Source organism: Sphingobacterium puteale (assembly GCF_003627955.1).
Taxonomy (GTDB): domain Bacteria; phylum Bacteroidota; class Bacteroidia; order Sphingobacteriales; family Sphingobacteriaceae; genus Sphingobacterium; species Sphingobacterium puteale.
Window position 1 is genome coordinate 1 of sequence record NZ_RBWS01000022.1, and the last position, 22,671, is coordinate 22,671.

Sequence of the window (22,671 nt, forward strand, 5' to 3'; positions counted from 1 at the left end):
CATTGGGAAATCTTACAATTGAGCAATTTAATAACAAAGAGCAAAAAATTAAAAAAGCTGCTTAACTAGCACTGCCGATTTTATTTGCAAGTCCAACCGGCATTTCCAGAATAGGTAGCATAATAATATTTCTATTGGAAATGAAAAACTTCACGTTAAGTGGTGTATTACTCTGCGATTAAATATCCATTCTAGAAAGTCCTTCTTTTAGTCTTTTTATGAGTTCGGGTGTTTCCAGACATTCCAGAGGGGTCAGGCCATCAAGCGCAGGCACTTTGCGGTGTATCCATTGCAGGCTCGCTTCTCCAAACCTTGCATACATCACTTTGGCTATATCGGTATGGTTCTTCAATGATCTCTCCAAAAGTTTTTGGCTTTCCGAATTCGTCCAATAAGTTTCCGTTGCCAAATTTACAAACTTATCCCAAGCTTGGCTTCCGTTGCTGTCAAAATATTGTTCAAGTTTATTCATAGTTTGATAGGTTAGGGGTTAAATGTTTCAAATAATAAGAACTTATTATTTGAAGGGTCTTTAATTGCTATACTTTTACCCAGTGGATATTCAAATACTGCTGTACTTAATAATCTCCCTGTAGTTTCAAATTCTTTTTGTCTTAATTTATCGAATGTAGCAGTACAGCTGTTTACTTCCAGTTCAAATAAGTATTCATCTGTGTCAGTAACGGTACCTGTTGTCAGCAAAAGTATAAAGCTGGAATTTTCTTTGGCCATTAATGAAATGGTTTCCATGCCATAATCCTGGTAAAACTCAAAAAGCTCCAGTTCTTTACAATAAAATAGTTCTGCATCTGTTATGGAGTTGGTTTTTAATCTCACAATTACTTTTTTCATAATTTACAGTGGGTTATTGGGTTAATTATCGTCTATTCAACAACAGCATGATTGTAAAATTCCTTGCAATATTTCTTGATCAAACCAGTTACTCTTATGCGTTCTTTCTGACTCATTTTTTTGCCTGTACTGTCCCACTGTTTGATAGATTTTGTAAAGATAGCACCATGTGCTGCGTCAATGGTACAGATCAGTCCCTTTTCGTTTTCCATAAATAGTAGATTATCACCTCTAAATAGAACACGTATTCCATATTGGTTCCCTGCATGGCCAGTAACCCGATGTACATTTTCATTGTTCATTTGACCTTCTAAAAAACTTCTCATAATATTTATCTAGTGTGGTTGACTATAATGCTTTTGCCCGATTCATGTTAAACGTATTTTTTTAGTGTATCCTCGATTAATTTCTTGGCTGAGCCCATGCCATGATGGTCTACATCGTTTGCTAAGATTAACAGATCTTTCAGATGTTTTGCAACGGCTATCTTATGTTGAAATCCTTTTTCCACACAATCCCTTAATGACAGTATCCAGTCCCTGCTATCTGGACCCAGATCCAATACGATGTGCAGGATAATATTATTCCTGAAATCTGTATCAGTATCACAGTCGGTTAATAAGGTGAGATGGTCTTTAAGAAATACTGTCTGACGGATTTGATGGAGAACATCCTTTCGATACGCATCGCTGATAAGGGGAAACTCTTGAACCAATAACTGAGCACAATCGACGATAATAGATTTGTTTCGCTGAAAAAAAACGTCATATTTTTGCATGGCAAGCATCCGCCACCCTGAATCATTCATGTCAATTTCCTCGTCCAAAATCCACCGGTGTCTATTTAGCCTTTCATCGGTTTTATGGACAGTATTCATTAATCTTTTATATTGTTCATTTCCTTTGTGAATCATTATTCAATCATTAGAATTAATATCTCTTTAAGAATGGAATTAGTCCGGCAGGTATCTCTCGACCAATTTACCAGATCGTTCAAAGCCTGGCTGCCGCTATCATCAATATGTTGTTCAAGTTTGTTCTTTGTAAAATAGATTAGTTGCAACATTAAAATACGGTTTATAATCAATTATCAAAAAGATAGTATGTGCTCATGTTTATATTGGATTCAATTTCGGCCATACAAACTCTTATTCTGGTAATAACCGAATCTTTGGTTAAGGACAATTCATACCGCAAGTCTTCATACTGAAAAATGATCCTATCTATTTGTTCTTGGTTATAAAGAGAATAATAAATTCGAAGGTTGTCGAAAGGAGTTAAATGCTCTTGAATATCAGCGGGATTTTTAATAGCTGATTGAACAGGAATTTTTTTAGCTAAATAACCAATATTGTGAGGGTAGTTAAAAACGTCTATATCAATATATGCTATTTGCGGCGGTACTTTAATCGTTTCGGCAATAAAACCAATCATAATACCTCTATTCTCAATTTCAATTGGAAATTCATCAATTTCGTCATATTCATACTCAGACAAAAAATCTTCAATTTTGATTTCAAATATTTTTTCGAAATCCTTTTTAAAATCTTTGTTGCTTATATCCTCTTGAAAAAGATTTGAAGTTATCTTATTATTTTCCAGCGTGCTCATAGTAAATTGTTTGCTCTTAATGTGTCATCAAAATCGCCTTCACTTTCCATTTGATCTATAATTTTTTTACTCAATTGGGTTGGAGTTAAGTAATGAGATGCTTGTCCAAATACCGGGTGAATAGCATAATTCATTTCCGGATGACTTTCTTTCATCCATTTCAGAAAACCCACGGTATCGACCTTACTCAATCTTATTGGCGTTTCACAAGAATTTAAGTAGGCTTCCATATAATACTCATCTTGCCATAATAGCAAGATATTACTACCATCATTTCCAATAATTATCTGAAAAGTTTCCTCAGAAGCAATGGCGCTAAGAAAATTCTTCTCTCTTTTTAAATAGTCTGAGTTTTGAATATTTTGCTTTTTCATTTTAATATATATGCTTAATTAGTGATGAACCTTAAATATGCCTATTCTATAGGTTTATGCTTCCAGGTCAGGAAATTCAACCATTTTGTATCGATCTTCATAAATCGAAGTATTTAGTTGAACTTTTGACTGTAATTGCGTTAACAATTCTGATTGAAAAACAATTTCCTCTTCCAATAGTTGATTCCAATACTCCGGTTCCTCTGAGAAATTTTCGTAATGGTCCAACGTGTCTATAATACCAAGAAACAGCGCAACTACGCTTTCCTTTTTATTGTTGTCAGCCACAGCATTATCAAAAGCATCCAATATGAAAATGTAATTTCCTGATAGCTGCTAGTAGATTCTTTAATAATATCGGCTATCAACTTTTCTTTGTCAATAGGGGATTTTATATACTGCTCGACCACTATTTTCCATCGAGGTAATTTAAATAGAGAACCAGTGCCATTAGCTTTAATTGAATGACTTGTTCCACGGAGAGATCTTTAAAACTTTTTTGTAAGCTTTCCGTGTGTTTTTTAATATGCTGCATATTCCAGTAATATGCCCCCAGTTTTTAGCTCCTGTGCTTTTTGTTTAGCATGACAAAGTTACCTTTTTTTACGTAAGCTTTCTCCTTTTATAGTAAAGCGGTGTGCCGTATGCACAATCCTATCGAGTATGGCATCTGCTATTGTCTGCTCCGGAATCACCGTTTACTTGGCTGAAAACAACGGTTCTCTTTCCTTTCCTGGGTGCACATGCTCCGGAATCGTCCCGGATATATACCCGAATCCAAAAGCTGGGTGCACATCCTTCGGATTATGCAAGCAATGATAAAACCTACAGACCTTAGTGCTTGCTATTACCCTTGATAAAGGCAGCCATGTTCATAAACTTAACCCATCCCGCGTACATGTAGAGAAAGGCATTGCCATAAATGATCAGACCAGGTAAGCGACGATAGATCCAGCGTGTACCTGAGCGGATTGAACTACCGCGTTTAGGGGAGCTTGCCGGCTGATCCTGTTGATATTCGTATGTATTAAAGTGCTTCTCCATAAGCTCTTGTATCGTGCTGTTGTATCTTCTGTTTGTTTTTCTGCGGAGCCACCTGCATCTAACAGACGGATTTTCCTGGATAGCCTTGCTGCTTAACGACATTGCCGGAATAGCGCAAATTTTCTTCTGTACTTTGACTTGCTTCAACCAAGCTTTAATATGCTGACCTGCTTTATCCGACCTGTTATTACAAAGTTGCGATACAATTTATACTCTGCCGCAGCAGTAAAAAAGAGCTAAGACTCCTAAACCATATCGCGATGAAAAAGGTTACCAAATGGTATAATGGGTATCAATAGAAAAGGTAACTTAGATTATGTATCAACGCTTAAGGATTCTCGCTTCGCCACTTTTTATTCTTTTTCTGATCCTGCTGCTCGTGAACGATTTTTATTTAAAAGGGGCATTTCACAATGTGCTGATGGGAAAGCTCTCCGATTTTAGTGGGCTTTTTATTTTCCCTATTTTCTGGTCGGCTATCTTTCCCAAACGGAAAGCATTGATTTTTATAGCCACAGCAGTACTATTTACCTTTTGGAAGAGTGAATATTCGGCGGGGCTCATCCAATGGATGAATCCTTATTTTGGTGTAGGACGAACAGTAGATCTGTCCGATCTCATGACATTACCCATGATCGGCTTGGCCTGGTTTTATACGAAAAGCGGATCACAGCCTGCTATTCGGCCCGCATTCATGCTGCGCCTAAGTACTTACCTTATCGGTATGGTCGCTATGTTCGCTTTTTGTGCCACCACACAGCCGCGATATATCCAAGCCTTTGAGCAACCGCAGTATATCTTACTAAAGCATCCGACACTCAAGAATTTTGATCCTTACTATGGATTTCAATTTTATAAAATAGATTCGCTGCTTGTTGTTAAAATAGATTATTTATATCGCAACAGGCCTGTCCGGAATGATGATTACAATAAAAATAAAAATATCCAACAGCTCGATCAGGACGTGTTAAGCATTATCGGGGATAGCGCAACGCATATTCCCGTTGGAACAATCACCCAGCTCACCATTCATACGGATGAGTGGACGGATTCGTTGCGATTTAATGGCGGACGCCTCGATGGACCATTGATAAGAACAAAAGGAAATAAGCGGATCATAGAAGGATTTTATAAGATGGGGCTGGAAGATGCTACCTGGACACTCCGGGATAGCAGCAGTAACGATAGGGTGGTACAGACATTTGTCCAAGGCGAGAAAACGCAGGTAAAGCAATATAGCGGGGATAAACTCAAATCCTCTTCGACGGTAAACACGCGCGCCGACACCATTGTAAATACCTATGTGCAATTGGCGATGCTGACTTTAGCGGTAGCGGCTATGTGCTTCTTATTGTACAGGAATAAGCGGAAGGCGATCCCTACAGGCCTTCAGCTCAGCTTACTTTGGAAGTTGCTGATATGTTTTGTCTCCCCACTGGTCGTATGGCTGTTTTACATTGGCATCATGCTCTTGCTGATGAATTACGATGAGGATATTTTTGAAGCGATCGCTACAGCTATTTTCGTTTTTATTGCAGTTTGCCCATTGATGTTCATCATTGTTTTTGCGATCAAACTGGCCAAGGAAATCGATGTTTTCTGGTACTGCTTCTTGTTTGCGCTTCTCCTCAGTATCTTTAAAACATATGCCATACTCGAAGCGCTGTCGAACTAAAATGGAAACATAACTGTTTATTTCTGTGTAGCCACCCCCTTACTTTACGACAAATAAATACCGCAAAATATGATCCATTATAAACTATTAGTGCCTCAAAAGATTTCCTCGCATTCTTTCGAATACGATTTTCAGGCCCTCCGAGTAAAAAAAATAGGATGACAAATGCTGTTTGCGCCACGATGAGGTAGATGTTTGGAATGAGTATAAGCCACCAGACAATATTTTTTTTCGTGCCTTGAAGAGCGAAGTAATCGTTGCTATTGATGTCAGTAAGGATAATAGCAAGTAGAGTTAATTGAATACATTTCCTTTCCGTGACGCCTCATTTAAGAAGTTCAATCGAACCCCCTTAGGCGCTACCTGTCAGTAGCAAGGGGGTAAGGAAGTATCTAAGTTACCGTAATGGTTCGGTTACGGTAACTTGGGTGGAGCCGCTATCCTTCAGACATGGCTAAAGTGAGGTTAGCCGTAAATTCAAGCCCTGTGGTTGTCAGTGCCTTTACGGTTACCTTATAGCTGCCAGCTTTCAAACTATCACTTTTTTTCACGGAAACTGTACCTGTTTGTGCATTGACGCTAAACAGCTTTTCGCTATTGTCAAAGGCAACGCCATCTTTCTGTATCGAAACCAGTTCAAATGTCGATTTATAGTTTTCTGGATACAATGTGGGCGCTGCAGAGACATAACCATTTGAAAGACCGATGTGTATCAGGCTAAAGTCGATTGTCAGGTTTAGATCGGGATAATATTGTCCAAACAAGAACTTAATTTGTGGAATCAGAATGACCCTGAAAGTAGTTGAAGCCACAGGAAAGCCATCTTTCCTAAGTTCGGGAGTCAGCTCGAAAGACTTTTCAGCTTTTTTTTCCGGATCTCCAGCATCCTTTGATAATTTGATATGCGTGCCTGCTATTGAAGCAATATTTTCCTGGCCATCCTTTTTTGCCAAGTGAAAACTAGCGCCATTAATCGGTAGGTCAAGAGGATCTATTTCAAAATCCGTAGATTGGTCGCCATACAGTACATACGAATAAGGTAACTCGCCGCCGCTTTTTAGGCCTTTAATAGCGATTGATCCAGCCGTTATCTTGATTGAAAGATTTTCTTTCCCTACCACTGTGCCATGAGATTCTTTGGCTAACACGGTGACTTTATAATCATCGGGAATGCGTGCGCTGCTCGATTGGGCCCCGTTTGGATAGAGTAGGGCACTGTTAATCTGTATGCTTTGTTTTTCGCTATCGTATTTGATGGCTTGGTTCAGTTTGTCACTGAGTTTAATCCCGTTGCCCAAATTGATCTCTGCAGTCTGGGAAAAGTCAAAACTGAATGTCAGTCCTGTACTTACAGATAGGTCTTTTGGTAGCTTAATTTCCTGTGTTTCGCCGTAGCGAATGCTGACCTGGGATGGTAACGAAAGTGAGGTTTCACTGGGAATAGCTGCTGTTTCCTTTTTACAGGATGATGCCGATCCGAGCATCAGAATCAGCGCTCCCGCTAGAGCGATTGGTGTGTTGATGTACTTCATATGGTGTAAAATTTTGACGAAGGTAGTAATTGTAAATTATTAATGCAACATGATTGCATTTAATATTATCTTTTTTATTTTTGCAGCTCAAACAGGAATAGGCTACACTATGTTACGGTATCAGAAAGAAGTTTTTTTAGCATCTCTAGTGATGTTAACTAGCACAAAAACTGCGCATGCACAGCGCAAACCATCAGTGGATACGCTGCGAAGCTATACGCTTCCCACCGCAGAGACAACAGGCTTTTTGCCAGGGCATGCGCAAAAGAAGAGGCTCGATCGAAATCAGCTAGATCGTATTCAGGCGCAAACGCTCGGTGAAACATTAAGTCATATTTCCGGGATACAAAACGCTTCTTTCGGTCCCAATTCTGGCATGCCCATGATACGCAGTCTCAGTGGTAGCAGGGTAGGTGTGCTTTCCAATGGTCTTTCGGTCAATGATTTGTCGGGAATCAGTCCTAACCTAAATCCCAATTTCGATATGGACAATCTACGCGAAATAGAATTGTACAAGGGTGCCGCTAGTGTGTTATTCGGAGGAAAGGCAATTGGTGGAGCGGTCAATCTCAAAGACAACACCATTCCTATGACCCGTCTGACAAAGAAGATTGCAGGCCAGGCCAGTGCAGAGTTAGGAACCAATAGTGGCAATAGCCAGTCCCTGGCCTTCAATACAAACCTTGGAAAGTACTGGGTGGGACATATCGGCGCAATGAGACTCAGACACGGAAATCTTAAGATTCCGGGCAACACAAAGGCAGCCATTGCTTATGATCCTAAGATCGATCATTTGACAGCCGCAATGGCACAGGTAAATGTCGACCGCGAGACGATTCGAAATCTGACCCTATATCCCTATTTAAGTCAGTTTGTGCTCGATAATATGGGCGATCCAAAGTGGGGTTTATCAGAGGCCGATCTGTATACCTTTGAAGATTATTCATTTATCAATGGAGCAAAAGTCCGAAACCCTCAAAATGACAAATATGTTGCTGGACAGGATCCCAACACACCATTGTACACCGAAGTCGTTCATGGGATTACAGATTACGTACCTGTCAAACGCGGAGTGATGCCCAATAGTCATGCCGAGAGAAGCGCTGTCAATGCAGGTGCCAGCTATATCAGAGACAACTTTCGAGTAGGTCTAGGGCTTTACGCTCTTGAAAGCTATTATGGTATTCCCGGTTTTGCACAGCGCAATAAGCCTGTCCATAGCCACAGCACAGTTTGGACACCCATATATGAACCGATCAATACGCGCACTTATTCCTATGCCTGGCAGTTAGAATCTGCTTTTAAGCCGAGAACACCGTTGATGTCGGAGATTAAATTTAATTATAGAGGTGAGTTGTCGGACGACCGGGAGCTCCTGGGCAGGTACCGTGTCAATAAGTTCGATAGCGAGCGTCATGCGCTTCGATCGGAGATATCGCAACAGTTTACCCGTTTTTGGTCTGGGACGAGTGGATTTGATTTTTCATTTGTAACCTTAAAGGGCGAGGGGGATCGGCGGTATATACCCAATAATCTGAGCCGGGAAGGAGGGATCTTTACGTTGCAGACAATAGAACTTAATCCGGTTGCCCTTCATATGGGCTACCGGCATGACTGGGTTGCCCGACGTACTTTGAGCGATCCTACCTACCAGCGTAGCCGGGGGATGGCCGGAGGGCAGCTTTCGGCCCGGGATTTTAGCTTAAACCACTTTTCGGGAGATATCAACTATTCGATTTTTGACATTGCCTATTTACAGGCTACATTTTCACACGCAGAACGAGCACCCGGGGTCAATGAACTTTATGCTGGGAACGACCATTTCGCGATCCTGGTAGAAGAAAATGGAGATGATCGACTTAACAAGGAAAGCTCAAATTCCTATGAGTTATCCGGAGGGATAAAATATGGTGGATTAAAACTGTCAGCGACCCATTACCGCAGCTTCTTTAAAAATTATCTCTATTTGGCCCATACAGGCATTTCCCGATCTGGAGGTTTTTTGGTCAAGGAATGGCGTGCTTCAGACACCGAGATCCAGGGTTGGGAGTTGGAAGGAGGTTATACCTATGCATGGGCAGCAGATTGTCATCTCGCATTAAATGCGTTCGCCGATCTTGTCAAAAATATAAATACCTCAGATGATACTATGCGTAAATGGGCCGAAGGGGACTATATGCCCAACCTACCGACCAGTAGATATGGGATATCCGCATTACTTCAATATAAAAAGTTTTTTGGGAACGCCAATTTCGACCGGTATCTGAGACAGCGTTATTTAGGTAAAAATATCAATATTGAACCACCTATGCCGGCCTATTCCTTGCTATCTGGTCAATTAGGTTACAAGGTGAATCTAAAAAAATATGAATTTGTCTATTTTATTTCCGGAAATAATCTATTGAATGTTGAAGCACGTCCGCAAAATTCCATACTCAAATATCTAGCCCCACTACCGGGGCGTAATATTTCTATTGGATTAAAGCTATTGCTCTAAAGAAGAGAGGTGACGATCGATTCATTTAAGTCATTTACAAACGTGCCGCTCAATGCGATTATCTTATTGTTGTAATTCCGGTTTCCAATTTCTAGGCATTTCTTTACAGAAATGAACTCGGAAGACCAACCGACAATTAAGGCTCAACCGCCATTGAGTAATGTGTATTTAAGGCTGAAAGATAATTTCAGTTAGCTACATTCGTTAAGCCATTTTATATCGCAAATGCTATCCATAGAATTGGAGAAACACTCCCGGTCTTCCATTGACCTTTATCGTGATCGCTTGCGGTGCAATTTCGGGTCTCTATGTGATTATTGCGACCGGAACGACGCCTATGATGCTAGGAAACGAAAGGGTACGCAAACCCCAAAATATACGCGATAAATCTTTTATTTGTAGACCAATTAATGGTACGTAATTTTTCATTCATTGCAGAGAAAATCGTATACTTGTCTCTACTACCAGTTGAAGGATCTAAATGACAAAAAGATATGTCCAATGCATTATTTATTTAACGCTAATCTGCTGTTTATTTGCACAACGTGCCCAAGCCCAGTATCATTTCGGTAGTTTAACTTATGATAAAGGGCTCTCGAATAGCACCGTATTGAGTATATGCCGTGACAATGCAGGTTTTCTCTGGATCGGTACCAGGGACGGACTTAATAGATACGATGGTAAGCGCATTAAACAGTACCGTTCGGATAATAACGATGTTAACACCATTTCCACGAACAACTATATTTACACCATTGTTGAACATCCGCGCCAAAAGACCCTTTGGATCGGAACACAGCAGGGCCTAAATATTTATCAGCCTAAACAAGACCGTTTTCAGCGAATTAGCTTTGAGCATGTCAAACCTAAAAATAGCAACCATTTTGCAGTTTTAGCAATTTGTTTTATTGAATCTAGCGTCTTACTCGGTACAAATAATGGTCTGATGTGCATTAAAAATGCCGATCATCCAAAGATAGAAAACGTGAATATTCTCCCCGGACTGGAAATCTACTCCTTGTTACTGCTGGGAAGAAATATCTTGATCGGGACCAACAGGGGATTATATCTTTGGCGGGATCAAAAAACAATTGAACCAATTAAACTAAGTCATACAAATAGCTCCGCGATATCCGTGAAGGATATTAAGCGAGTGGCTACAGATAAAATTTGGATTGCCACGGATGGACATGGTCTTTTTGAATTGGACATCTTATTTCAGCAGACTGCGCATTATACAGGTAAAACGGGACTATCAAGTGACTATGTGCGAGCGATAGCGATAGACAAAGCCAAAAATATCTGGGTGGGGACAATGGAAGGGGCCAATTTGCTACAGCCCGACGGAAGTCAGATACAGCAGATAAAATCGAGTGCCATCAATCCTTTCAGTATCAATGATAATTCCATCAAGACGATTTATATTGATCGGCAGGGTATTGTTTGGATGGGGACAAATTTTGGCGGAATAAACTATCATCATCCATCGGTATATCCCTTTAAGGTAGATCTGGCAGACGGCAATTTCAAACATCTGAGCGGAAATCTGGTCAGCGCCATTGCCGTTGACGATGATGAAAATACTTGGGTGGGAACAGAACGGGACGGGCTGAACCTTCGCAAAAAGGGTAGTGATGTATATCGGAAAATAGAGCTTCGGTCCAATACGATCAAATGCCTGCTCACAGATGATAAATATATTTACGTGGGTACGTTCGGCGCAGGGCTGGCTCGCATCAGCCGTCAAAATACCACAGATATTCGCTATTACAATATTACCGGTGAAAATGGTATTACGCTGCTCCAGAATTACATCAGCAGCATTAACCGGGATCGCCTCGGGAATATTTGGATCGGGACTGGCAACAAAGGCTTACAAATGATCAATAGTCAGTTTACGACTGCTATTCAACCTACCAGCACATTTACAAAAAATACCGCCAACAATTATATCAAGCATATTTTAGCCAGCCGAAACGGTAGTCTATTTATTGGAACGGCCCAGGGGCTTGGTCAGCTCCGCAATAGTGCTGAACAACAAGGAATCTATCGTTCTGAGGATCTTATGAAAGATCATTATATCAACACGCTTTTTGAAGATAGGACTTCACAAATATGGATTGGGACGCAAGAAAAGGGGCTTTATAACTATAATCCGAAAACAGGAGTGGTAAACAGGGTGGAGTTATTTCCAACGCGTAGCTATTACCATGTATTGGGGATTGCCGAAAACAACGCCAACGAAATTATTATCTCCACAAATAATGGACTCGTGTTTTACAATAAGCTGACGGGAGCAAAACGCTATATGGATATTCAGGATGGTTTCCCAACAAATGAATTCTTACCAAATGCCATTTTTTGCCGGGATGGGCAGCTGCTCGTCGGTTCGCACAAAGGCTTGATCAGTCTCGACGTGTCTCATCACCAGTCAAATGAGGGGGTGCCCAAATTGTTGATCTCGGGCTTCTCTATCAACGGTCTGACCAGGGCGAGAGTCGACAAAGTGTTGGGCTATCTAAATCCGGACCGGGCGGAGGAAATTGCACTGAAACATGACCAAAATACGTTTACGATCGACTTTAGTTCAGACAACCTTATCAATCCGCAAAAAAACAGCTATGCCTATAAAATTGAAGAACTCGAAAAAGAATGGAATCTGACCGATCAGCCTTCCATAACCTATACCAATCTGAGCCCCGGACAATATACGCTTCGGTTAAAGACGGCAAATAATGACGGACTATGGAGTAACGTGAGCAAATCTGTGGTGTTCAATATTGCTCCGCCTTTTTATAAATCTATCTGGGCCTATACCGGGTATACATTGCTACTGATGGGCATTGTCTATTTTTTCTACCGCTATAACCTGGACAAAAAGCAGCTTAAAACAAAGTTATATTATGAGGAAAAACTACATCAGGATCAAGCTGCGCTGATGCAGTCAAAGCTTGATTTCTTCACCAAGATCAGTCATGAAATCCGCACCCCGCTGACCTTAATCCATGCCCCGATAGAGAAAATATTGCTGGATAAAAGGCTAGACAATCAGGTGGATGCGCAGTTACAACAGGTGAGACGTAATATTAAGCGGCTGCTACATTTGACGCAAGAACTATTGTCTTTCAACAAAATGGATGCCCAAAAATTGACCTTGAATAAAGTTGTTATAGACGCAACAAGTTATTTTGAGAATATACATCAATCCTTTGTTGTGATAGCCGAAGAATCGGGGATAGGCTATGTCTTGGACAATCAATTTGAAGGTTCTTTTATGGCTGATCCCCAACAGCTGGAAAAAGTATTGCTCAACCTGCTTTCCAATGCCTTTAAATTTCGGCGCGAGCATACTCCAACGGTTCAACTTGTCATCCGTCAGCGGAACGAAGATCTGTTTATCCATGTGATGGATAATGGTCAGGGTATAAAAAGGGAAGACAGGGAGCGCATATTCGATACCTTTTACCAAGCTGATGCGGGAAAAGGGAAGGAAGGCTGGGGGATCGGGTTGTCTTTCGCCAAAGAGCTCGTAGAACTGCATCAAGGAAATCTCTATCTTGACAATCCGCTGCAGCTAGGCCAACAAGAGGGCACCGTATTCACCATATTGTTGCCGGCATGTATCCGGCAGCAGCAGGGGATACCGACGGAAATTATTTCGGAGACAAGTACAGCTGACAGTACCGCGGCCTGCATTCCGGACTCGGCCCGGGATTTTCAGCTGTTGATCGTGGAAGATAATGACGAACTCCGTTCTTTTCTACTGAACCATCTGCAGACATGTTACAACGTAAGTGCTGCTGCCAATGGAAAGGAGGCGCTTGTGGCAATTGCCGATAGTGTGCCCGATATGATTATAACAGATATCGCGATGCCCCAGATGGATGGCTACACGCTAGTGAAATCCATCAAAGCCGATCCGGATACAGCTCACATCCCCGTGATTATGCTGACAGCCAAAGGAGACGAGCAGGATAGTATCATTGGTTATCAAAGTGGCATCATCAATTATGTAACTAAACCATTCAACTTACAGGTTTTAGATCTTCAGATTTTCAACACCATATCAGCTTTAGAATTGGTTAAGGAACGTAACCGACGCTATTTGCTGTTATCGAAACGTGATGAAAACATAAGCAATGCTGCTGCGGCTTATTTGGATAAGTTGAGAACGGTGGTCGAAGCACATCTAGCCGAAACTGAGTTTTCAGTCGCGACTTTAGCAGAAAATATGGGACAGAGTCAAAGTGCGCTGTTGAAGAAAGTGAAAAGCTTGACAGGCCTCAGTGTTGCCGAATTGATTAAAGATATCCGTCTGAGTGTCGCTGCCAATCTCCTGATACAGTCTGATCAGGTCGCATCTGTTGCCTATGCCGTAGGATTTAACGATCGAAAGTATTTCAGTAAAGAGTTTAAAAAGAAATTTGGTGTAAATCCCACTCAATATAGAGAAAGTAGCTTGCGCTAAGAGATTTTACCCCTAAATTTCCGATTTTTTACCCCTGCATTTTCCATAAAGATTCAAATATTTGTCAAGCTTCTTTCTACTACAGAAAAAAGCTACGGGCAAATACTACCTCATGTTGGATTGCCCGAAAACCAATCAATTTATTAAATGTAAAATATGATACCGAATCTAAAAACAATCGTATTGGGAGCGACCTGCCTGTTCCAAGTTCCGCAGCTCTATGCACAAAATCAGCAGATCAGTGGAACAGTAACTGATATAGTTACGGGAAAGCCATTGCCAGGTGTAAGTATTTTGCAAAAGGGCTCCGGTACAAAAGGAACCACGGACCTTAATGGTCGCTTCTCTTTTCAGGTCACGAACACTTCAGCTGTACTTATCTTTAGATTTATCGGTTATGATGAACAAGAAGTTGCTGTAAAAGACGCTAAAGTGTTGCAGATAAAACTCGTACAGACCAATAAGTCCTTAGATGAAGTTGTTGTAATCGGGTACGGTGAAGTGCAACGAAAAGATCTTACAGGTTCGGTGGGATCAGTCAATATGCAGGATATCAAGAAGGCTCCCGTTGGTTCTGCACTGGAAGCATTGGCCGGTCGTGTAGCCGGTGTACAGGTCACATCAGAAAGCGGGAAACCGGGCAGTGAGATGAACATTGTGATCCGTGGGGCCAATTCCCTGACACAGGATAATTCACCCCTGTATGTCATCGATGGTTTTCCAATAGAAAATGCGAACAGTAATGTCCTTAATCCGGATGAAATCGCTTCGATCGAAGTGCTGAAAGATGCATCTGCCACTGCGATTTACGGTGCACGTGGTGCAAACGGTGTTATTTTGATCACCACAAAAAAGGGCGAAGCAGGAGCTCCACAGATCAGTTATAGTGGCTATATAGGATCGCAGCAGATCATCAATAGCATGGATCTGATGAATGGCTATGAATTTGTCCGTTTGCAGGCGGAACGCGATCCTGTCGGCTCGCAGCTCACTTATTTTAACGATGGCAAGACATTAGAAGACTATAGGTCTGTACCGAGCAACGACTGGCAGGAGCATATTTTTAGAGATGGGGTGATGCAAAACCACAGCCTCTCGGTGATGGGCGGCAACAGCAACACAAAATATTCCGTTTCGGGTAATATCTTTGGTCAGCAGGGTATTATCATTAATTCGGGATTTGACCGCAAACAAGGGAAGATCACGCTCGATCAGAGTTTTCAGAAACTAAAAGTCGGTATCAATGCCATGTATACCGGCACACTTACTGATGGCAGCAATCCCGCGGCTCCTGAATCGGCATTCTCCGCCATGAACTACCTGATGTACAGCGTATGGGGCTACCGTCCCATTGCTTTTGCCGATGAAGACCTTTTAAATGATCCAACAGACGATCTCGCTAATCCCACCAACGACTATCGGTTCAACCCGATACTTTCTGCTCAGAATGAGCTCCGCAAAAACTATAACAACCGGCTTATCGTGAACGGTTATGCCGAATACGCGTTCTCGCCGGCGCTAAAACTGCGGATTAATGGCGGTATTAACAATTCGGATACACGGCTGGACACATACAACAATTCACGTACCCGGTACGGTTTCGCCGGAAGCACAAATGGCGTAAACGGTTCGATTCTATACACGCAGAGCAACACTTGGCTCAATGAAAACCTGTTGACCTACAACAAAAAATTTAAAGACCATACCCTAAATGCGGTTGTTGGGATCACTTTTCAGGGCAACAAGTACCATAGGTATGGCTTTTCAGCTATTCATCTGCCCAACGAGATCAAAGGACTGGCCGGCCTGAGTGAAGGGGTGCCTCAACCTGTCACCTCCTTGCAATCAGAATGGTCCATGCTCTCGTATCTGGGCCGTGTTAACTATAATTACAAAAACCGCTACCTCCTGACTGCTTCGTTTCGGGCAGATGGCTCATCCAAGTTCGTTGGCAATAACAGATATGGGTACTTTCCCTCTGCTGCATTTGCCTGGCGACTGATTAATGAACCCTTTTTGAAAAATCAGCAACTTTTCTCGGATGCGAAATTGAGACTGGGTTATGGAATTACAGGAAATAACAGGGTGAGTGAATATGCTTCTTTTTCGCCTGTGTACTTTGAAAATACCAGTGTCAGCACCAACGGTTACTACTCCTGGGGAAATGAGCTTTTACAAGGGATGTACCTTGGTATCGGAACACCGGATCTGCGCTGGGAAAGCACGGCGCAGCGCAATGCCGGCATCGATCTGGGGCTTTTTAAAAACAGGTTGATGCTGACGGCAGATTATTACCACAAGCGCACCTATGATCTCCTGCTCTATGCAGCATTACCCTCCACCACGGGCTATAGCAATGCCTTTAAAAATATAGGTGAAACTAGCAACAAGGGGATTGAATTGACCTTATCGGGAGATATCATCCAAAAAGCCAATTTTAGCTGGAATAGTTCCTTTAACATTTCCTTTAACCGAAATAAAGTGGTTGAACTTACCGAAAATCAGGAAAGCCTGACCACGGCACTGGCCTGGGATCAGGATTACAGAACTACTCCATTATATATTGCCAAAATCAATCAGCCACTCGGACAGATGTATGGATACCTCTGGGATGGTGTCTATCAATATGAAGACTTTGACCAACAGCCCAATGGCAGTTACCTCTTAAAACAGACGGTGGCGACCAATGGTAATACACGTAGCTCGATTCGCCCCGGCGACGTGAAGTATAAGGATCTCAATGGGGATCTGGTAGTGGATAATCTCGACAGGACAGTGATCGGACGTGGATATCCCATTCACCAGGGGGGATTTGCGAATACCTTTAAATACAAGAACTTTGATCTCCACTTATTTTTCCAGTGGTCTTATGGAAACGATATTGTCAATGCCAATAGGCTGTTGTTTGAAAACGGCAGTAAAGCACATCTCAATCAATTTGCGAGCTATGCGGACCGCTGGACACCGGAAAACACTTCTTCTACCATGCCCCGTGTGGGGGGCCAGGGGCCTAATGTCTATTCGACCCGCATTATCGAAGACGGCTCATACCTGCGTCTGAAAACAGGATCTATAGGTTACACTTTTGATAAGGGGCTGTTGGACAAGTGGAAAATCAAAAGCCTGCGTATCTATGCCTCCGTACAGAATATATGGACACTTACCAATTATTCAGGATATGATCCCGAGGTTGCTGTGTACTACTCGGCGCTGACACCCGGCTTTGACTATTCATCTTACCCAAGACCCAAAACCTTTGTATTTGGTATCAACCTTAATCTGTAATCTTATGAAAATAGCATTAACAAAAAAATATAAACATTTAAGCTTCTTGTATTTAGTAGTTTCGACTTCAATTTTTTCAGGATGTTCTAAATTTTTGGACAAGCAGCCCTTTGATGTGGTCAAGGAAAATTATTATCAGAATGAAAAGGAGGTGATGACCGGACTTGTTGGCGTATACGATATTCTCGGCAGGGAAGACTTTTACGGATCCACCTATTCGAGCTATCTGACCCTGGGTGATGAGGGGGCCTATTTTCGCTCATCTTATCTCGCTGGACCAGAAATCTATAGTTACGATGCTTCTAATCCAAAAATCAATGATATCTGGCGATTTCTGTATGAGGGTATTGAGCGGGCCAATTTTTTTCTGAGCAAAATTGAGGCCGTACAGATGGCTGCTTCTGATAAACAGGCTGTGATAGGTGAAGTCAGGTTTTTGCGGGCCTATTACTATTTTATTTTGGTCAGCAACTGGGGGGACGTTCCTTTGAAAACAGCGCCTACAAGTTCGGTCAGTAATGTCAATATCGCACGTACGCCACAGGCGGAAGTTTATAATTTTATTGTGCAGGAGATGGAAGCAGCGGATTCCATAGTCAAGGACATTCAGGCGTACGGTCATGCTGGCCGCGTTTCAAAATCTGCCGTCCGGGGCATCTTGGCCCGGGTATACCTAAAAATGGCCGGAGCTCCGCTCAATGACGCATCCAAGTATCAAAAAGCATTGGAATGGTCGAGCAAACTGGTCTTTCCACAAGGGGGAGATTATAAACATAGCCTTGTCGCAGATTACAAAAAGATCTTTACAGATATGGCGGCAGACCGGTATAATATCAGCGAATCCATCTGGGAGGTAGAATTCTATGGCAATCGCAGCGGTGATTTTGAAGCTGGGCGCATTGGCAATCAAAGTGGCATACAGACCAGCGATGAGGGCAAGGGCTTTAGCTATGGTCTGTTGGCTGCCACGCGCAAGCTCTTTGAATCTTACGAACCCACAGACAAACGCCGGGACTGGAATATCGCCAGTTATCGGTACAACCATGCCAACAACTTGATCACAGACTCTGTATTCTATACGGCAGCGGAAATTGAGCGTAGGCATGCCGCCAAATTTAGAAGAGATTACGAGACCTTAAAGCCTAAAAACAGGAATTATACGCCAATTAATTTTCCGCTATTACGTTATGCTGATGTTCTGTTGATGTTTGCTGAAGCCGAAAATGAAGTGAATGGCCCCACGGCCCGTGCCAAAAATGCACTTCAGGAAGTACGTGACCGTGCAAATGCTTCAAACCGGAATAATGAGTTAACCAATGAAAGCGAAATGCGAATAGCTATACGGGAGGAACGCTTTCGGGAATTATGCTACGAAGGGTTGCGGAAATTTGATCTCGTACGTTATGGTACTTTCATTGCCGAAATGAAACTCGTTGCCCAACAGTATAACCAGTTGGCGCCGGCCGATTATCGGTACATGGCATTGGCTTTCAATAATGTCAGTGATCGCGATACGTATTTCCCTATTCCAATCAACGAACTATCCCTGAATAACCTGATGACGCAAAATCCCGCATGGTAATACCAGCTAATAATGTGAAAATTATGAAAAGATATATTTATATAGCATCGCTTCTCGTACTGCCGATCCTACAATCATGCGAGAAAAAAGAGGCCACCCCTTTGAACTTAGAAGTCCATACGGATAAAAATAGCTATAAAGTTGGTGAGCAAGTGTTGTTCCATATCAGTGGCAATCCCGACCAGCTGACGTTCTTCTCTGGTGAAGAAGGCCATAAGTACGTTTACCGCGAGCGCACCAAAGCTATCCCACAGGCTGTAACACTGGAGTTTTCGACCAACCGTCGTTATGGTACGGATGTGCAACAGCCGAACTCTCTCCGCCTACTGGTATCGCAGCAATTTGCAGGAGTTTACCAGCCTGATGCGATCAAGGAGAGCGACTGGGTGGATATTACCGCCGCATTTAAGTTATCTGGCATCCAGGTCAATGACGCTACCTATGTATCCTCGGGACAAGTTGATCTGTCGAAATTAAGTGCGTCTGGTTTTAATCTGAATGCGAATGCCATGGTTTATTTTGCTTTTAAATACTCCGGGAATACCGGATCGACACAGCCCCGTTGGTGGATCAATCAGTTCAGCCTAAATACCGAAACAACAGAGCGTATTACCTTGCCGATAGCAAATCTGCAAGGTGCAGCCTGGACCTCAATCGGTCTGGAAAATTCTCCTGTCTCCTGGTTATTAAGCAGTGCGGGACTACGCTTTCAGGGTGGCGGAGCAACAATAGGCTCCAATCAGGTGTGGGCTATCTCAAAACCGCTGGACCTGACCAGTGTGACACCGGACAAAGGGGTAGCGCTCAAAAATATGAGCACCCGTATGGATACCTATGCTTACACTTTCACAGCTCCCGGGACTTATGAAATTACTTTCGTTGGCAGTAATAGCAATGTGTACGGAGAATATCTAGTAGTCAAAACAGTCGAACTGGAAGTGACGGAATGAAACCGACGCATGCGGAAAAAATAATCCGACATTCCCCGAAAAATATAATATACAAGAATCAACAGCGCAGTAAATAAAATCTTATGAAGCAGACACATTATTCTTTTGGACTTAAAATGATATTCTTATTTCTTTTGACAAACCTCTTTTCCTGTGCGCAGCAGCGCACCAAGCAGAACAGTTCCGATTTTGTGGCTGCCGGCTTTACGCGAGCCAGAGCGCAATATGACCTGCTCCTTGATAACAGCAACTTTCCTCGGACGCTGGATACAACAGGCCATGTGGTGGGAACCGATGAATGGGATTGGACAGGTGGCTTTTTCCCGGGCGCGCTTTGGTATATTTATGAGTATACAAAGGATCCCGATGTCAAAGCTCAGGCCACAGCATGGACCGAAAAACTGGAAAAGGCGAAGGATCTGACCCAACATCATGACATTGGTTTTGTGATGTACTGTTCGTATGGCAACGCTTTACGGCTGGAGGACGATTCTACAAAGATCAAAAAATACCAGCAGCTCCTCGTACATTCAGCAGAGTCTGCCCTGAAGCGCTTTGATCCGAAAGTTGGACTGATCAAATCCTGGAATGAAAAAGCTTCCTGGGATGGAAAAACGGTATGGAAATATCCGGTGATCATCGATAATATGATGAACCTGGAGCTGTTGTTTTTTGCATCAACATTAACTGGAGACCCCAAATACAAAAATGCCGCAATCAGTCATGCCGACCATACCCTGAAGAATCATTTCAGGCCCGATTACAGCACCTACCATGTGGTGGACTATGATCCCAATACGGGAGCAGTCCTGCATCAGCAGACCAATCAGGGCTATGCCGACAATTCAACCTGGTCTAGAGGGCAGGGCTGGGCAATCTATGGCTATACGCTGCTCTACCGCGAGACCAAGGACAGTAAATATCTGGATGCAGCCAGGAAAGCGGCAGATTTTTATATGAATCATCCCAACCTGCCAAAGGATAATGTTCCCTATTGGGATTTTAATGCTGGCCAGGAAGGATACCGACCGGATGTGGATTATGCAAACCGAAAGCTGAACTATATACCACGGGATGCGTCGGCGGCTGCACTGGTCAGTGCAGCCTTGCTCGAATTATCCACCTATATGACCGAAGCAGATGCCAAACGCTATTATAACTTTGCCGAAAGCACGTTGAAATCGCTCTCCTCCAGCGAATACCTGGCTGAAAAGGGGACCAATGGCGGCTTCATCCTTAAACACTCGACAGGAAGCATGCCACATAAAAGTGAAATTGATGTTCCGCTTATCTATGCAGATTACTACTTTTTAGAAGCGTTGCTACGTTACAGAAAACTAAATGGGGCCTAGTATGAAGATTAAAACGATACTATTGTCGTGCTTCTTGTTGGGCTGTTCGCTATGGTCGTTCGCCCAGCAACAGCCTATGGGCACCTCCGATAAGATGGCCTGGTGGTCAGCATCCAGATTTGGACTGTTTATCCACTGGGGCCTATATTCTCAGACTGCCGGTGACTGGAATGGCAGGCCAACACGGGGCGGAGAACATTTTATGTTATATGAAAGGATCCCACTGCAACAGTATGCGCAGATCGCCAAAGATTTTAACCCTACTGCTTTTGATGCCGATACCTGGGCAAAGGCCGCCAAGTGGGCCGGCATGAAATACATTGTCATTACAGCAAAACATCACGATGGGTTTGCCATGTTTAATTCCCCCAGCAGCGATTATAATGTTGTCCAGCAGACTCCCTGGCAGCGGGACCCAATGCGGGACCTGGCTGATGCCTGCAAACGTTATGATTTAAAACTTTGCTTTTACTATTCTTTGGGGCGGGACTGGGCAGATCCGGATGTTCCTACCAATTGGCCTAGCAAGGCCGGACGAAGCAACTTCTGGGATTATCCAAATGAAGACGCCAAAGATTTATCAAAATATATCGAGCGAAAAGTAAAACCACAATTACACGAATTATTGACACAGTATGGTCCCATTGGTATAATATGGTTTGATACGCCCGAACTCTTTACTAAAGAACAAAGCACAGAAATCCAACAGTTCATTACCGATTTACAGCCCAATTGCATCATCAATAGTCGTATCGGCAATCAGCTGGGCGACTACGAAGTCGTTGAGCAATCCCTAATGAATAAAGCAAAGGGCAAATGGGAGGCCTGCATCACAATGAGTCGCAACTGGGGTTTTAATAAGCATGATACAGTCTGGAAAAGTCCCGAAATATTGGTTAGAAATCTTGTAGAAGTGGTTAGTAGAGGTGGAAATCTGCTGCTGAATATCGGCCCGAAAGGGGATGGTACCTTTCCTGTGGAAAGTATGGCCCGATTACGGAGTATCGGAGATTGGATGAGCCTCAATGCAGAGGCAATATACGGGTCAGGCGAATGGAAAATACAAAGCGAAGGAAACCAGTTACATGAGGAGGAAACCGAGATCGCGGGGCAACAAACGATCAAAGACGCCGAAAATGATGCCACCTCAAAAGATATTGTGTCCGACATCCGTTTTACGACAAAGGATGGCTTTGTTTATGTGTTTGTACGAAGTCCAAAGACCGACTTTGCGGCGGTAAAAAGTCTGGCAGCAGGTCAGGCGCAAATAGCTAAAATTACGCTATTGGGAAGCAAGCAGAAAATCAAATGGAAACAGGACGCTAAAGCATTACATCTTCCTGTCCCTTCAGCGACAGGCGGAGAGATACCTGTTTATGTTTTCAAGGTAAAACTTGTTGGCCAGTCATAACGCTATGGAACACTATCAATAAAAGGAAAGAAAGGATAT

General features: G+C 42.8%; 18 protein-coding genes and 1 pseudogene. 9 read left to right on the forward strand and 10 right to left on the reverse strand.

Features of this window, described 5'->3' with window-relative positions; translation table 11 throughout:
• Nucleotides 1-178: 178 nt before the first annotated feature.
• The 9 genes and pseudogenes from D7322_RS23005 to D7322_RS23045 form a co-directional block, all read right to left on the reverse strand.
• The gene (locus tag D7322_RS23005; protein WP_121126545.1) at nt 179-472 is read right to left on the reverse strand and encodes an antitoxin Xre/MbcA/ParS toxin-binding domain-containing protein; all 294 of its coding nucleotides are present in this window, start codon (nt 470-472) and stop codon (nt 179-181) included.
• An 11-nt stretch (nt 473-483) separates the two neighbouring features.
• Nucleotides 484-852, reverse strand: a complete 369-nt coding sequence (locus tag D7322_RS23010; protein WP_121126546.1) for a hypothetical protein — start codon at nt 850-852, stop codon at nt 484-486.
• Nucleotides 853-884: 32 nt separating this feature from the next.
• On the reverse strand, nt 885-1,178 hold the full coding sequence (locus tag D7322_RS23015; protein ID WP_121126547.1) for a hypothetical protein: 294 nt from the start codon (nt 1,176-1,178) through the stop codon (nt 885-887).
• 47 nt (nt 1,179-1,225) lie between these two features.
• Nucleotides 1,226-1,765: a hypothetical protein gene (locus D7322_RS23020; RefSeq protein ID WP_121126548.1), complete on the reverse strand. Its 540-nt coding sequence runs from the start codon at nt 1,763-1,765 to the stop codon at nt 1,226-1,228.
• Between the two features lie 169 nt (nt 1,766-1,934).
• A complete protein-coding gene (locus D7322_RS23025) occupies nt 1,935-2,462 on the reverse strand; it encodes a hypothetical protein (protein WP_121126549.1) in 528 nt (175 codons plus the stop codon).
• Nucleotides 2,459-2,836, reverse strand: a complete 378-nt coding sequence (locus D7322_RS23030) for a hypothetical protein (protein ID WP_121126550.1) — start codon at nt 2,834-2,836, stop codon at nt 2,459-2,461. Before D7322_RS23030 ends, D7322_RS23025 begins: the two co-directional genes overlap by 4 nt.
• Nucleotides 2,837-2,890: 54 nt before the next feature.
• Complete coding sequence (locus D7322_RS23035) at nt 2,891-3,145, reverse strand: hypothetical protein (protein WP_121126551.1); 255 nt, start codon at nt 3,143-3,145, stop codon at nt 2,891-2,893.
• 284 nt (nt 3,146-3,429) lie between these two features.
• Nucleotides 3,430-3,531, reverse strand: a pseudogene (locus D7322_RS28820) (ATP-binding protein); the annotation flags it as partial.
• A gap of 139 nt (nt 3,532-3,670) precedes the next feature.
• Complete coding sequence (locus D7322_RS23045) at nt 3,671-3,880, reverse strand: hypothetical protein (protein WP_147430521.1); 210 nt, start codon at nt 3,878-3,880, stop codon at nt 3,671-3,673.
• Between the two features lie 316 nt (nt 3,881-4,196).
• Between D7322_RS23045 and D7322_RS23050 the strand changes: the two genes are divergently transcribed.
• Complete coding sequence (locus D7322_RS23050; protein WP_121126553.1) at nt 4,197-5,555, forward strand: hypothetical protein; 1,359 nt, start codon at nt 4,197-4,199, stop codon at nt 5,553-5,555.
• 437 nt (nt 5,556-5,992) lie between these two features.
• Here D7322_RS23050 and D7322_RS23055 read toward each other — a convergent pair whose 3' ends face one another.
• On the reverse strand, nt 5,993-7,087 hold the full coding sequence (locus D7322_RS23055; RefSeq protein WP_121126554.1) for a hypothetical protein: 1,095 nt from the start codon (nt 7,085-7,087) through the stop codon (nt 5,993-5,995).
• Nucleotides 7,088-7,238: 151 nt separating this feature from the next.
• Here D7322_RS23055 and D7322_RS23060 point away from each other — a divergent pair, with 151 nt between their 5' ends.
• From D7322_RS23060 to D7322_RS23095, 8 genes are all read left to right on the forward strand, one after another.
• The gene (locus tag D7322_RS23060; RefSeq protein ID WP_245971433.1) at nt 7,239-9,584 is read left to right on the forward strand and encodes a TonB-dependent receptor; all 2,346 of its coding nucleotides are present in this window, start codon (nt 7,239-7,241) and stop codon (nt 9,582-9,584) included.
• Between the two features lie 265 nt (nt 9,585-9,849).
• Nucleotides 9,850-10,005 (forward strand): carbon starvation CstA family protein, encoded by a 156-nt coding sequence (locus tag D7322_RS23065; RefSeq protein ID WP_121126555.1) that lies wholly within the window; start codon nt 9,850-9,852, stop codon nt 10,003-10,005.
• A gap of 60 nt (nt 10,006-10,065) precedes the next feature.
• Entirely contained in the window at nt 10,066-14,052 is a 3,987-nt protein-coding gene (locus tag D7322_RS23070; protein ID WP_121126556.1) for a hybrid sensor histidine kinase/response regulator transcription factor, read from the forward strand.
• Nucleotides 14,053-14,208: 156 nt separating this feature from the next.
• Nucleotides 14,209-17,337, forward strand: a complete 3,129-nt coding sequence (locus tag D7322_RS23075) for a SusC/RagA family TonB-linked outer membrane protein (RefSeq protein WP_121126557.1) — start codon at nt 14,209-14,211, stop codon at nt 17,335-17,337.
• 4 nt (nt 17,338-17,341) lie between these two features.
• Complete coding sequence (locus tag D7322_RS23080; protein WP_121126558.1) at nt 17,342-18,919, forward strand: RagB/SusD family nutrient uptake outer membrane protein; 1,578 nt, start codon at nt 17,342-17,344, stop codon at nt 18,917-18,919.
• Nucleotides 18,920-18,942: 23 nt separating this feature from the next.
• On the forward strand, nt 18,943-19,869 hold the full coding sequence (locus tag D7322_RS23085; protein ID WP_121126679.1) for a DUF5017 domain-containing protein: 927 nt from the start codon (nt 18,943-18,945) through the stop codon (nt 19,867-19,869).
• Nucleotides 19,870-19,952: 83 nt separating this feature from the next.
• Nucleotides 19,953-21,221, forward strand: coding sequence for a glycoside hydrolase family 88 protein (locus D7322_RS23090; protein WP_245971434.1), 1,269 nt, complete (start codon nt 19,953-19,955; stop codon nt 21,219-21,221).
• 1 nt (nt 21,222) lies between these two features.
• A complete protein-coding gene (locus tag D7322_RS23095) occupies nt 21,223-22,632 on the forward strand; it encodes an alpha-L-fucosidase (protein ID WP_183078816.1) in 1,410 nt (469 codons plus the stop codon).
• Nucleotides 22,633-22,671 lie beyond the last annotated feature (39 nt).